Here is a 13,339-nt window from a genome sequence, read left to right on the forward strand (position 1 = left end):
CGCTCACACTGGACGAACGGGCACCCGACGGTGCGCGTGACCGTGTCGGCCTCGTCATGCAGGACCCGGAGGCCCAGGTGGTGCTGGCGCGCCTGGGTGACGACGTCGCCTTCGGCTGTGAGAACCTCGGGGTGCCGCGGGAGGAGATCTGGGCCCGGGTGGAGGACGCGCTGGACGCCGTCGGCCTGGACCTGCCCCTGGACCACCCCACCTCCAAGCTCTCCGGCGGCCAGAAGCAACGCCTGGCACTGGCCAGCGTGCTCGCCATGCGGCCGGGATTGCTGCTCCTGGACGAGCCCACCGCCAATCTCGACCCCGCCGGGGTCGCGGAGGTGCGCCGGGCAGCGGAGCGGGTCCTGGAGCGCACGGGTGCCACCCTGGTGGTCGTCGAGCACCGCGTCGACGTGTGGGCGGACCTGGTGGACCGGGCAGTGGTGGTCCTGGACGGCACCGTCGCCGCCGACGGGCCCCTGGATGAGGTCCTGCGCGACCGCGGCGGGCAGCTGCGTGCGGCCGGGATCTGGTTGCCCGGCGATGACGTCGCCGTGGTCGAGGAGGCACGTGTCCGGGGAGTGGGGGCCGGGAACGGTGTCGGCGGCCCTCCCCTGACGGGGGGCGGGGTCGGGGCCGGGAACGGGACACCACCGGCGGGTGCGGCCCCGGCCCCGGAGGCGGGCCACGCGGCGGACGCCGTGCAGGACCCCGTGGTCCTCTCGGGCCGGGACCTGACCATCGGGTACGAGGAGGACCGCCCGGTGCGGGCGGGCATCGACATCGACATCCCGCGCGGGGTCTCCACCTGCATCATCGGGGACAACGGCCTGGGCAAGTCCACCCTGGCCCTCACCCTGGTCGGTCTGCTGCCCCAGGTCTCCGGGGAGGTCCGCGTGGCCGAGGACCTCGCCCCGGCCCCCGGGCGCACCGATCCCCACGCCTGGTCCTCCCACCAGCTGCTCGGGCGCGTGTCCATGGTGTTCCAGGAACCCGAGTACCAGTTCGTGTCCCGCACCGTGCGTGAGGAGCTGGAGGTCGGCCCCCGCGCCATGGGTGTCCCGGAGGGGAGGACGGCCGAGTTGGTCGGGCGCTTCCTGCGGGCCCTCGCCCTGGAGGACGTGGCACGCGCCAATCCCATGACGCTCTCCGGTGGGGAGAAGCGCCGACTGTCGGTGGCCACCGCCCTGATCTCCGCCCCCCGGGTCGTCGTCCTGGACGAGCCGACCTTCGGTCAGGACCGTGCGACCTGGCTGGAACTGGTCGGCATCCTGCGCGACGCCGTGGCACGAGGGACCACGATCGTGTCCATCACCCATGACCGCTCGTTCGTGGCCGCCATGGGCGGCAATGTCATCGACCTCTCCGACGTCGGCTGGGACCCGCGCACACCTGTGGGTGCGGGCACCGGTGCCGCGCGCCCGGCGGAGGGTGCTGCCGCGGCGAGCACGGAGGCGCCCCGGCCCGGTGCCGGAGACACGCGCGTCCCGGCAGCTGGTCCGGCAGCAGATCGTCCGGCAGCTGGTCGGGCAGCACATCGTCCGGTCGCAGCTGGTCCGACTTCAGTTGCTCCATCTGCGGACGGACCGACCGTGGACGGAACGGTTCCCGGGAGACCGGCGGAACCGGTCCCGCCCTCGTCGCTGCAGCGAGCGCGGCCCGCGTCGCCCTCGTCGGCCACACGTCCCGCGCTCCCCCCGGCGGCCCCGGAGCCCGTTCCCTCGCCGTGGCACGCCGCCCTGCGCGGGGACCTCCTGCGCCGTGTCAACCCCGTCGTGCAGTTCCTCGGGCTGGTCGTCATGACCACGCCGCTGATGGTCACCATCGACGTGCTCTCGGCCTCCATCGCGCTGGGGGTGGAGCTCCTGCTGCTGCCCCTGGTCGGTACCAGTCCGCGCCGCCTGCTCCTGCGGATGCTGCCCCTCTTCGTGGCCGCGCCGCTGGCGGCCCTGTCCATGCTGCTCTACGCCTCCCCCGGCGGGCACGTGTACTGGCAGTTCGGGCCGGCCGTCATCTCGGAGAACTCCGTGACGCTCTCGCTGGCCATCCTCGTGCGTGTCCTGGCACTCGGTCTGCCCGCCATCGCAGTGCTCTCCCGCATCGACCCCACCGACATGGCCGACGGGCTCTCCCAGGTGCTCCGCCTGCCGGCCCGCCCCGTGCTCGCCTCGCTGGCCGGGGTCCGCATGGCGGGTCTCATGGTCGGGGACTGGCACGCGTTGCGCCGCGCGCGGCGGGTGCGGGGCATCGGGGACGGCAACCGCCTGGCCGCCTTCGGTGCAGGAGCCTTCGCACTGCTGGTCCTGGCCCTGCGGCGCTCCGCCAAGCTGTCCCTGACCATGGAGGCGCGCGGGTTCGGTGCGGACGTGCCCCGCACCTGGGCCCGTCCCTCGCGGGTCGGGGTGGCGGACGCGGTGATGATGGCGATCTGCGTGGCCATCCCGGTGGTGGCCCTGGGGGCGGCCGTGCACTGGGGTGTCTTCCAGCCCCTGGGGCGCTGAGGTGCCCGCCGTCCTGCACTGGCACGAGGGCGACGCCCTGCCCGCGTCCCTGGTCCACCGGGCTGTGCGGGCCTGCGTCGGGTGGGAGGAGGGCGACGCCCCACACACGCGCACCCCCACCCGGTGGGGCGCACCGGTGGTCGTGGTCGACGGGCGCTCGGGCTCGGGCAAGACCACACTGGCGGACCAGTTGGCCCCCGCCCTGCGCGTCGCGGGACTGGCGGGCGCGCACACCCTGCACCTCGACTCCTGGTACCCGGGGTGGGAGGGGCTCAGGGCGGGAACGCGCATCACCGAGCAACTGCTGACCGGCGCACGCCGCTCCTGGCCCCGGTGGGACTGGTCGGCGGACCGCGTGGCCCGCCTGGTGGCAGTGACTCCGGGCGTGCCCCTGGTGGTCGAGGGTGCCGGTGCCCTCACCCCCGTCACCGCCGGCGTCGCGGACCTGCGCATCTGGGTGGATGCGGAGGACGGCGAGCGTCACCGTCGCGCCATGGAACGCGACGGCGAGGCCTACCGCCCCTGGTGGGACATGTGGGCCCGGCAGGAGGAGCGGCATGTGTGCCGGAACCGGCCGCGCACCCTGGCCGACCTGGTGGTGCGGACCTGAGGTCGGCCCCCGCGCGCCGCGGTGGCAGTGGGGGTGCCGTCGCCGTCGATGCGTGCCCTGCGGCTGTGCTCCGCCCGGCGTGCCCGCGCGTGGGTGACCTGGCGCACATAGGCTGGGCCCATGAAGGTTGCCATCGCAGGAAGCAGTGGACTCCTGGGCACCGCCCTGGGGGCATCACTGGCCGCTGACGGACACGACATCGTCCGCCTGGTCCGTCGGGAGGCCTCGGGCCCTGACGAGCGCCCGTGGGACCCCGGCTCCCACGTGATCTCAGGCCCGGGGCTGGACGACGTCGATGCCGTGGTCAACCTGGCGGGTGCCGGGATCGGCAACCGACCCTGGACCAGTGGTTACAGGCGCACCCTCCTCACCAGTCGGGTGGAGGCCACCCGCACCCTGGCCGAGGCACTGGCCGATGCCCCCCGGCGCAGCGAGCCACGCACCTTCCTGGTGCCCTCTGCCGTGGGGGTCTACGGTGCCGACCGCGGCGAGGAGGTCCTCGACGAGGGTGCATCGGTGGGGGACGACTTCCTGGCCCGGGTCTGCCGACTCACCGAGGCGGCGGCGCGTCCGGCGGCAGACGCCGGGGTGCGGGTGGTGGCTCTGCGCACGGGCATCGTGCTCTCCTCCCACGGAGGTTTCCTCGCCATGCAGCGGCCCCTGTACCTGGCGGGACTGGGAGGCCCCATCGACTCCGGGGAGCAGTGGCTCTCCTGGATCGCACGGGAGGACCACGTGCGCGCCCAGCGTCACCTCCTGGAGGACTCGGACCTGGAGGGGCCGGTCAACCTCACCGCCCCCGGAGCCGTGCGCCAGCGGGAGTTCGCCCGCGCCTACGCGGCGTCCCTGGGCAGGCCCTGCCGACTGCGCCTGCCCACCGCGGTGCTGGTGCCCGTGCTCGGCCCCGACATGGTCGCGGAGGTCGTACGCGCCGGTCAGCGGGTGGTCCCCGACCGCCTGCTGCGCGACGGGTTCACCTTCACCCAACCGCGTCTGGTCCCTGCCCTGGCCGAGGTGCGTGCCGGACGGGAGTAGGGGTGCGGCCCGGGTGACGGGCGGCCCTCACAGGGCACTCGTCGAACGGTGGACTTCTCACCGAACGGTGGGGGTATGTGGCCACCTCTCGGTGAGAAGTCCACCGTTGGGTGGGAAGTCCACCGTTGGGTGGGACGGCCCCGACTCGGCGCACAGTGGTCGGGGCAATGCGGCTCCCGGACGCGATTGCCGGCGCGCCTCCGCGGGTCAGTGGCTGCTCACCGGGTGGCGACCAGCTCCTGCATGACGGCGCGGGCCCCGCGCTCGCGGATGCCGTGCAGGGCGGTGGTGAAGGCCTCGACGAACCGGGGTTCCCGCGCGAGGGTCCCGAACACCGCCTCGTCGGAGATGAACGCCAGGTCGTCGCCCCGGTGCTGCCGCCCCGCGGCGGCGGCCAGCTCCTCCCCGCGCTTGTCGTCCAGGACGATCTCGGACCCGTCCTCGGCAACACCCTCGTCCCCCAGGGACCAGGCGGCGACCATCGCCGCCCCCAGTGTCACGGGGCGACCCGCCGCCAGGTTGTCGCGAACGGTGGGGAGCACGAACTTCGGCATGCGGTCCGAGGCGTCCTGGGCCAGGCGCGCCAGGGTGTCGGCGATGGCCGGGTTCGTGAAGCGCTCGAAGAGCGTGTCCACGTAGTCGGGCAGGTCGATGCCGGGCACCGGGCGCAGGGTCGGCAGTGCCTCGCGTTCCAGGTAGGCGCGCGTCAGCGCCGCGATGTCGGGGTCGGAGGCGGCGACGTCGGCGAACTCCAGGGGCAGCAGTCGACCCCAGTGGGCGAGTGACTGGTGGGAGGCGTTGAGCAGGCGCAGCTTCATGAGCTCGTAGGGCACGACGTCCTCGACCATCTGGACGCCGACCTCCTCCCAGGCGGGACGCCCCAGGGTGAAGTGGTCCTCCAGGACCCACTGGACGAAGGGTTCGCAGGTCACGGGCCACGCGTCCTCGATGCCGTACTCCTCGTGGACCATCTCCACGTCGGCGGGGGTGGTGACCGGCGTGATGCGGTCGACCATGCAGTTGGGGAAGGAGACCTCGCGGTCGATCCACGCGGCGAGCTCCGGGTCGGCGATGCCCGCCTGGGAGACGACCGCGGTGTGGGCGATGTTGCCGTTGCCGGGCAGGTTGTCGCAGGACATCACCGTGAAGGGCGCGGTCCCCGCCGCGCGGCGCCGGCGCAGGGCCTCCACGATGAAGCCGAAGGAGGTCCGGGGTGCTGCGGGCTCGTGCGCGTCGTGGACGGCGTCCGGGGCATCGGTGCGGAACCGGCCGGTCTCGTCGTCGATGTTGTAGCCGCCCTCGGTGACGGTCAGGGACACGATGCGCGTGGTCGGGGCCGTCATGACGTCCAGGACGGCGGACGGGTCGTCGGGGGCGAAGAGGAAGTCGTGGACGGAGCCGATGACGCGGGGCTCCAGGGTCCCGTCGGCGTGCTTGAGGACCAGGGTGTAAAGGCCTCCCTGGGCGTCCATCACGTCGCGCATGCGTGCGTCCTGGGGCATGACCCCCACCCCGCAGATGCCCCAGTCCAGGGCCTCCCCGCGGCTCATGAGGCGGTCCAGGCACATGGCCTGGTGGGCGCGGTGGAAGTTGCCCACCCCGAAGTGGACGATGCCGGTCGTGATCCGGGTGCGGTCGTAGGTGGGGGCGAACGGGGCGTCGGTGAGGGTCTGGTTGTCGGGGGCGGCGGGGATGGTCATGGGATGTTCCTCCTGGTCTGTGCGGTCTGTGCGGTCTGTGTGCATTGTGTCCCGTGTCCGGGGTGGGGGTTCGGCATCATCGTGGGTCGTCGGGCGGATCGCCCGGTGTCGGGCTCGTCCGGGGCTCAGGCCACCGGCGCCCCGATGGACAGCGTGGTGTGTGCGGGGACGGGGTCCGAGTGGCCGCGGTCCCGCTCGCAGTCCCGCTCGTGGTCGCGCTCGCAGTCCCGTTCGCAGTCCCGCTCGTGGTCGCGCTCGTGGTCCTGCTCCCGGTCGCCCTCGTCGCCGTCCTCCTCGTCCCCGAGGCGGAGGGCGGCTGCGGAGTGGAGGACGCGGGCGTTGCCGGGCAGCTTGAGGGCGAAGAGCAGGACGAAGGAGATGACGTAGAGACCCGCCAGGGCGAGGGCGACGCCGCGGAACCCCGCGGGCCCGACGAGGAGGGTGACGACGGCCGGGCCGACGAAGGCACCCAGGCCCGCGCCGAGGTTGAGGATGGCCAGCGCGTTGCCCGTCTCGCCCCGGGCATGGGCCATGACCAGGGGCGTGGTGGGCACGTGGGCCGACAGGCCGATCCCGATGGCCGCCATGCCGAGGGCGATCAGCCAGAAGTCGGGGCCGACGAGGTTCGGGACGGTGTAGAGGTAGACCAGCGAGAGCGCGCAGATCGGGGTCGCGGCCCACTGCAGGGTGTTCCTCCACCCGATGCGGTCACCGAGGATGCCCCACACGACGTCACCGACCACCGCGACCACCCCGAAGATCGTGAACTCGAGGATCGCCAGTTCCAGGGGCATCCCGTGGACGGTGTGCAGGTAGACGATGTAGAAGGCCTGGAGCCCGTACTGGCCGGCCAGGTTGATGACCTTGACGATGCCGCCGATGCCGACCTTCGGGTGGCGCCACACCACCGAGGCCGCGGAGGCCAGGGAGGCACCCACCGAGATCCCCTTCGTGGCCGAGGCCGAGGGGTGGCGGCGCAGGAAGGCCAGCGTGAGTGCGCCACCCACGGCCGCCAGGGTGAACCCGGCCCACAGGGTCGGCACCGCGCCCGCCCGGGGCAGGAGGAGCGAGGAGAGGTAGGAGCCGATGATCTGCATCCCGAGCGAGAAGGCGAACCAGAACCAGCCCGAGGCCGAGGACTGACGCTGGGGTGGGGTCACCATCATCATCCAGGTGAGGAAGCCGTAGGCGAGCATCGGGTAGCCGAAGCCGCGCAGGCCGTAGACGAGCAGGAGCACGGGCAGTGACCCGGCGTGCAGGCCGACGGTGATGAAGAGGGTGTCGAAGACGAGGAAGGAGACCAGGCCGATCTCCATGACGCGGCGGGGTCCGATGGCGTCGCACAGGGCGCCGGAGAGGAACGCCGCGACGGCGACGACGACCCCGTAGGCCGTGACGGTCATCGAGGCCTGGGCCACCGTGTAGCCGATGTCGTGGTGGAGGTAGTCGGTGATCCACACGGCCTCGATCCCGTCACCGATGACGAAGACGACGACGGCCAGGAGGCCGAGTGACAGTTCGGCGGGGAAGCCGATGCGGTGCAGGAGGGCCGCGGGCCCCGTGGGTGTGGTGGACATCTTCGCCCTTCCGATCCGTCGGCACGACTGCGGTGTTGTTCGCCGACACCAGTGAGTGTGCTCCCGGGTGTGCGGGACCGGACCGTGGGATCCCACCCTGGATGTGACCGGTGTGTGTGGTTGCCACGCCATCGCTCGGGTTCCCGATCGGCGCTGTTCCGTGCAGGGGGGAGACGGTCTGGGTGGGGAACGGCGGGTGCGTGCCCGGAGGCGGGGTCGGGGGTGACCGGTGTGTGTGGGGGGCGTGTGGTCGCCGTGTGTGCCCCGCACGTGTCCGCCGTGCGTGGTGGGCGTCCGGTGGGACGAGGGCGGCTCGCCCTCAGCCCCTCAGACCCTCACGACCTCCGTGCCCAGGGTGGAGTAGCGCCTGGCCACCGAGGAGGGGAGCTCGCGGCCGGTGATCGCGCACTCGAAGTCCACCAGCCGCGCGAAGCGGACGAAGGTCGAGTGGTCGAACTTCGAGTGGTCCCCGACGAAGATGCGCCGGTGGGACACCGAGATCGCAGCCTCCTTCGTGGCGGCCACGGAGGGGTCCGGTGTGGTCAGCCAACCCTCCTCGGTGACGCCGTTGGCGCCGATGAAGGCGAGGTCGGGCTCCATCGAGCCGAGGACGGACAGGGCCCACCGGTCCACGACACCCAGGGTGGCGGGGCGCACCCGCCCACCCACGGAGACCACGGTGAGCCCGGGACGCCGGGCCAGCTCGGCGGCGGCCGGCAGGGAGGTGGTGACGACGGTCAGCCCGCGGTCGGTGGGCAGTGCCCGGCCGATGACGAGGGGGAGGTGCCCCTCGTCGATGAACACGGTCTCTGCCCGCCCCAGGCGTGCGCAGGCCTCGCGGGCGATGCGTGCCTTCTCCTCGGCGAACTGCGCGGCGCGGAACTCCCCAGTGGTCTCGAAGGCACCGGACTCTGCGGGGCGCACCGAGCCGTAGGCCCGGACCACCTCGTGGCGGTCCTCGAGGACGCGCAGGTCGCGGCGCACCGTCTCGGCGGAGACCCCGAAGATCCCCGGAAGGTCGGCCACGGCGACGTTCCCCCGGGTGCGCAGCAGGTCGACGAGGCGTTCGCGACGGCTCGCGGCCGCCCGCTGGTTGCGTGCGAGTTCCGCCATGGTCGCCTCCCTCCGATCAGGTGCGGGTCAGGGTCCGGGACGTCCGGCAGGGGGCGGCCCCGGCCCGACCCGCGGACCGATCCCCGCACCACACCGGGTGCCACCCCAGGCCCACCCGTGTCGCCATTGTCCCCCGGAGTCGGGGTGGGGACCACGCCCTCCGGGTGACCTCCGTGGCGGGGCCCTGCAGGCTGCGGGTGGTCACTGCCCGGTCCCGCCCAGCCCAGAGGGCCGTCCGGGGTGCCGCTCCACGTCGGGATGGCCGACGGGGGCACGGCCCTGCGCCGGGATGGCCGGCGGGGGCGGGCGGGAATAGGCTGCGCGACGTGCACAACCCCTTCGACGCCGCCACCGGCGCATACTCCCGGGTCCGACCCGACTACCCCTCCCGCGTGGTCGACCTCGCCCTCGCCGCGCCCGCGGGCGGGACCACCAGGGTGGCGGACATCGGGGCGGGGACGGGCAAGATGACGCGGCTCCTCCTGGAGCGGGGGGTCGACGTGGACGCGGTGGAACCCGCGCCCGCCATGCGTGCCCAGCTGGAGGAGCTCCGCGACGGGTCGACGGCGCCGTCACGCCCCGGCCGGCAGCCGGTGCTCAGGGTCGTGGACGCCGCAGCGGAGGACACGGGCCTCCCGGGCGGCTGCGAGGACCTCGTCACCTGCGCCCAGGCATGGCACTGGCTGGACGAGGAGGCCGCGGCCCGTGAGGTGCACCGGATCCTCCGCCCGGGCGGGGCGGTGGCGGTGTTGTGGAACCAGATGGACGTCTCCGTGCCGTGGATCCACCGGCTGACGCGGATCATGCGTTCGGGTGACGTCCACCGACCCGACAGGCCCCCGCACCTCGGCGATCTCTTCACGCCGCCCGAGCTCACCCAGGTCGCCTGGTCGGACCGCATGACCCCCGGGCAGCTCATGGAGCTGGGCACCACACGGTCCTCCTACCTGCGTGCCGACGCCGCCCATCGCGAGGTGATGCAGGCCAACCTGTCGTGGTACCTCCTCGACCACCGTGACCTGGACCCGCAGGTCCCGGTGGAGATCCCCTACACGACGCTGCTGTGGACGGCCCGCAGGGGTTGACCGGAGCGCCGGGCCCCGGGCCCGGGCCACGGCGGGCAGGGAGTCGGTCCGACCACGTCCCGGGAGGCGACCGGCCCCTTCCCGGTCCACGTGCCGGGGCCGATCAGTCGGGGACGTCCCCCGACCATCCAGATCCGTCGCGCAGCGACGCCTGCCAGGCCTCGTGCAGGGCGGCGAAGCGTCCGCCCCGGGCGATGAGCTCGCGGGGCGCGCCGTCCTCGACGATCCGCCCGTCGTCGACGACGAGGACACGGTCCGCGATCATCACCGTGGAGAGACGGTGGGCGATGATCACCGCCGTGCGCCTGCCCAGCAGCGAGGTGAGGCCCTCCTGGACCTGGCGTTCGCTGGGCAGGTCGAGTGAGCTCGTGGCCTCGTCGAGGATCAGGACCCCGGGGTCGGCGAGGAACGCCCGGGCGAAGGAGATCAGCTGGCGCTGCCCCGCCGAGACGCGTCCACCTCGTCGGTTGACGTCCGTGTCGTAGCCCGCGGGCATCCGGCTGATGAACTCGTCCGCACCCACTGCGCGTGCCGCGGCGCGGATCTCCTCCCCGGTGGCACCGGGACGGCCCAGCGCGATGTTCTCGCCCACCGTCCCGGAGAAGAGGTAGGCCTCCTGGGTGACCATGACGACTGCCCGGCGCAGGTCGCGGGAGGAGAGGTCCCTGAGGTCCACGCCGTCCAGCAGGACCTGCCCGGTGGTGGGGTCGTAGAAGCGGGCGATGAGCTTCGCGATGGTCGACTTCCCCGCCCCGGTGCGACCGACCAGGGCCAGGGTCTGGCCGGCCGGCACGTGCAGCGTCGTGCGGTGGAGGACCTCCGGACCGTCCGCGGAGTAGCGGAAGGTGACGTCACGGAAGTCGATGAGCCCCGAGGAACGCGGCAGGGGTACGGGGGCGGTGGGCTCCTGGACCCGGGGCGCCTCGGCGAGGAGCTGGGAGATCTTCTCCAGGGCCGCGCTGGAGGACTGCAGGGTGTTGTAGAAGCCGGCGATGTCGTCGATGGGCTGGAAGAAGCGGCGCGAGTAGAGCACGAGTGCCAGGAGGAGGCCCACCGACATCGAGCCGCCCATGACGCGGAAGCCTCCCACCAGGAGCACCACCGCCACCGTCGCGTTGCCGAGGAGGCGCAGGGCCGGCTGGTAGATGCCGAAGACCATGACGGAGCGTTGGGTGGCGTCACGGTAGTCGTCGGCGATGGCCGCGTACTCCCCGCCGGACCGTTCCTCGTCGCGGAAGGCCTGGACCGCGCGGATCCCCGTGAAGGTCTCGGAGAACTTCACGATCAGGCGGGCGGACTGGGTGCGGATGTGGCGGTAGGCCTCCCTCGAGCGCTTCTGGAACCACACCGTCAGTGCCACACCGGGCAGCAGCATGAGGAGCATCATTCCTGCGGTGGGGGCGTCCATCGCCAGGATCGAGGCGGCCGTGAGGACCATGGTGAGGGTCGAGCCGACGACCACCTGCACCCCGCCCTCGAGGAGGTCGCGCAGGGTGTCCATGTCGTTCGTCTGACGCGCGATGATGCGCCCCGAGGTGTAGCGCTCGTGGAACTCCAGGTCCAGGCGCTGGGTGTGCCGGAACACCCTCTGGCGCAGGTCCAGGAGCATCCTCTGGCCCAGCACGCTGGACTGGCGTTCGAAGGCGAAGGTCAGGACCCCCGTGGCCAGGCCCGCTGCGAGGTAGGCACCCGAGACGAGCACTGTCGGGCGTGTGTCACCCCCGACGAGGGCGGGCAGTGCGGTGTCGACCGCCCAGGCGATGAGGGCGGGGCCGACCACGCCCGTGAACTGGGCGACGACGACCATGGTCGCCACGAGGAGGAACCGCGCGCGCACGGGGTGGATGAGCGAGCCCAGGAGTGCCGCCGACTGGTGCCTGAGGGCCCGCTCCTCATTCCGACCGACCGGCACCGCGGCTTCGGTGTCGGTGCGCGCCGCGCTCATTCGACCCCCTCCTCGAGATTGGCGATCACGTAGCGGTAGCGCGGCGAGCGGGCCATCATCTCGTGGTGGGTCCCCACGCCGGTGATGACGCCCTCGTCGAGCAGCGCCACGCGGTCGGCGAGGTCCACCGTGGAGGGTCTGTGCGCGACGACCAACGTCGTCGTGCCCCGCAGCACCTCACGCAGGCGTTCTGTCACGCGCTCCTCCGTGCGGGTGTCCAGGGCGGAGAGGGGGTCGTCGAGGAGCAGCACGGCGGGTCGCGCGGCGATCGCCCGGGCCAGTGCGAGGCGCTGGCGCTGACCGCCTGACAGGGACATGCCCTCCTCACCGATGGGGGTGTCGACCCCCTCGGGCAGGTCCTCGACGAAGTCCGCGGCGGCCGTGTCCAGTGCGAGGCGCAGGAGGCGCTCACGTTCGCGCGTGTCGGTGGCGGGGTCGACCCCGAGCAGGACGTTGTCGCGGACCGAGGCGGAGAAGAGGTTCGGGTCCTCGAAGGTCATGGCGCACACGCGTCGCAGCTCCGACAGACGGAGGTCACGCACGTCGACGCCGTCCAGGGTGACCGATCCGCCGGTGACGTCGTGGAGGCGGGGGACGAGGTCGAGCAGCGTGGACTTCCCCGATCCGGTCACCCCCACCAGGGCGAGGGTCTCGCCGGGACGGACCGTGAGGGTGACGTCGCGCAGGACGTCGCGCACGTGGGGTGGGGCGTCTGGGTAACGGAAGCGGACGTCGTGGAAGGCGAGTCCGAGGGCGCCGGTGCCTGCCGGGAGTGTGCGGGGCTCCGGGGGGTCGGCGATCGTCTGGGGGGCGTCGAGCACCTCCCAGTGGCGGTCCAGGGCCGTCTTGGAGTTGACCGCCTGGGCGAAGTGCTGACCGAGCATCCTCACCGGGCCGGTGACCATGGTGGCCGTGGTGAAGTAGGCGGCCAACGCGCCCACGGTGATCTGCCCCGCCGCGACCTCGTGCAGGCCGATGAACAGCGCGACGCCGAGGACCGTCTCGGGAAGGGCGATCATCGCGAGGTCGAAGGCACCGGTGACCGTCGCCTTGGAGACCTCCACGTCGCGCAGCTCCGAGGCCTGGCCGGTGAACCCCTTCAGGGCGTGGCCTCCCCGGCCGAAGGCCTTGAGCACGCGGATCCCCTGGACGGACTGCTCGACGGTGGTGGCGAGGTCACCGGAGCGCTCCTGGGAGAGGCGCGAGAGGACATGGTACCGGCGGGCGAAGCGGTAGGAGACGACGATGATCGGCACCGCCGCGATCGCGAAGACCAGGGCGAGGCGGGCCGAGGCGCGCACCATGAGGAGCGTGCCGACGGTGATCGTCACCATGTCCGTGACGAGCATGATCATCCCGAAGGCGATCCACCTGCGGATCTGGCTGAGGTCCGACATGGACCGGGAGAGCAGCTGGCCGGAACCTCATGCGTCGTGGAAGGCGACGGGAAGGTGCAGGAGGTGGTCGAACAGACGCACCCGCATGCCCCGCTCGATGTCCGTGGCAGGTGCGACGACCAGGACCCGACGCAGGTAGACCAGGGTCGCCTCGAGGCTTCCCAGGCCGAGGACCAGGGCCGCGGCCGTCACCACCGCCGAGCGGGACGGGTCCTGCTGCAGGCTCGTGTTGATGAGGCGCTGCAGGACCTGGGGGATCATCAGCGCGAGGACGGAGCCGGTGGAGGCGCACAGCAGTCCCCCCCAGGAGGAGGAAGCGGATCGGGTGGAGGATCACGCGCACCCGCCGCAGGGTCTCACCCCAGGTCAGGGACGTGGGGCCGGT

General features: G+C 72.6%; 9 protein-coding genes and 1 pseudogene. 4 read left to right on the plus strand and 6 right to left on the minus strand.

All coding sequences use genetic code 11. From position 1 onward, the window contains the following. The 3 genes from TA90_RS04355 to TA90_RS04365 form a co-directional block, all read left to right on the plus strand. Positions 1-2,492: ATP-binding cassette domain-containing protein (locus TA90_RS04355; RefSeq protein ID WP_043534797.1), on the plus strand; the 2,492-nt coding region annotated here is incomplete at its 5' end. Further along, a complete protein-coding gene (locus TA90_RS04360) occupies positions 2,467-3,102 on the plus strand; it encodes a nucleoside/nucleotide kinase family protein (RefSeq protein WP_197067842.1) in 636 nt (211 codons plus the stop codon). The genes TA90_RS04355 and TA90_RS04360, both read left to right, overlap by 26 nt. Before the next feature lie 120 nt (positions 3,103-3,222). After that, on the plus strand, positions 3,223-4,137 hold the full coding sequence (locus TA90_RS04365; RefSeq protein ID WP_043534798.1) for a TIGR01777 family oxidoreductase: 915 nt from the start codon (positions 3,223-3,225) through the stop codon (positions 4,135-4,137). A gap of 218 nt (positions 4,138-4,355) precedes the next feature. On the opposite strand, the gene TA90_RS04370 is transcribed toward TA90_RS04365, so the two are convergent. The 3 genes from TA90_RS04370 to TA90_RS04380 all read right to left on the minus strand — a co-directional run bounded on the left by TA90_RS04370 (position 4,356) and on the right by TA90_RS04380 (position 8,527). Next, a complete protein-coding gene (locus tag TA90_RS04370) occupies positions 4,356-5,837 on the minus strand; it encodes a mannitol dehydrogenase family protein (RefSeq protein WP_043534799.1) in 1,482 nt (493 codons plus the stop codon). A 125-nt stretch (positions 5,838-5,962) separates the two neighbouring features. Then, entirely contained in the window at positions 5,963-7,414 is a 1,452-nt protein-coding gene (locus TA90_RS04375; RefSeq protein WP_074015281.1) for an RbtT/DalT/CsbX family MFS transporter, read from the minus strand. Between the two features lie 327 nt (positions 7,415-7,741). Further along, positions 7,742-8,527, minus strand: a complete 786-nt coding sequence (locus TA90_RS04380; RefSeq protein ID WP_043534800.1) for a DeoR/GlpR family DNA-binding transcription regulator — start codon at positions 8,525-8,527, stop codon at positions 7,742-7,744. Positions 8,528-8,853: 326 nt separating this feature from the next. On the opposite strand from TA90_RS04380, the gene TA90_RS04385 reads away from it, so the two are divergent. Next, positions 8,854-9,612, plus strand: a complete 759-nt coding sequence (locus TA90_RS04385) for a class I SAM-dependent methyltransferase (RefSeq protein ID WP_043534801.1) — start codon at positions 8,854-8,856, stop codon at positions 9,610-9,612. 103 nt (positions 9,613-9,715) lie between these two features. Here TA90_RS04385 and TA90_RS04390 read toward each other — a convergent pair whose 3' ends face one another. The 3 genes and pseudogenes from TA90_RS04390 to TA90_RS15480 form a co-directional block, all read right to left on the minus strand. Then, positions 9,716-11,557, minus strand: a complete 1,842-nt coding sequence (locus TA90_RS04390) for an ABC transporter ATP-binding protein (RefSeq protein WP_052450499.1) — start codon at positions 11,555-11,557, stop codon at positions 9,716-9,718. Beyond that, entirely contained in the window at positions 11,554-12,462 is a 909-nt protein-coding gene (locus TA90_RS15475) for an ABC transporter ATP-binding protein (RefSeq protein ID WP_331394255.1), read from the minus strand. Before TA90_RS15475 ends, TA90_RS04390 begins: the two co-directional genes overlap by 4 nt. Then, a pseudogene (locus TA90_RS15480) lies at positions 12,457-13,251 on the minus strand (ABC transporter transmembrane domain-containing protein); the annotation flags it as partial. The pseudogene TA90_RS15480 and the gene TA90_RS15475, both read right to left, overlap by 6 nt. Between the last annotated feature and the right edge of the window lie 88 nt (positions 13,252-13,339).

This window comes from Actinomyces polynesiensis (assembly GCF_000820725.1).
Lineage (GTDB): Bacteria > Actinomycetota > Actinomycetes > Actinomycetales > Actinomycetaceae > Pauljensenia > Pauljensenia polynesiensis.

Coding starts and splice junctions, on each gene's coding strand:
- TA90_RS04365 (WP_043534798.1), top strand. CDS start 3,223: ATGAAGGTTGCCATCGCAGGAAGCAGTGGACTCCTGGGCACCGCCCTG.
- TA90_RS04370 (WP_043534799.1), bottom strand. CDS start 5,837: ATGACCATCCCCGCCGCCCCCGACAACCAGACCCTCACCGACGCCCCG.
- TA90_RS04375 (WP_074015281.1), bottom strand. CDS start 7,414: ATGTCCACCACACCCACGGGGCCCGCGGCCCTCCTGCACCGCATCGGC.
- TA90_RS04380 (WP_043534800.1), bottom strand. CDS start 8,527: ATGGCGGAACTCGCACGCAACCAGCGGGCGGCCGCGAGCCGTCGCGAA.
- TA90_RS04390 (WP_052450499.1), bottom strand. CDS start 11,557: ATGAGCGCGGCGCGCACCGACACCGAAGCCGCGGTGCCGGTCGGTCGG.
- TA90_RS15475 (WP_331394255.1), bottom strand. CDS start 12,462: ATGGTCACCGGCCCGGTGAGGATGCTCGGTCAGCACTTCGCCCAGGCG.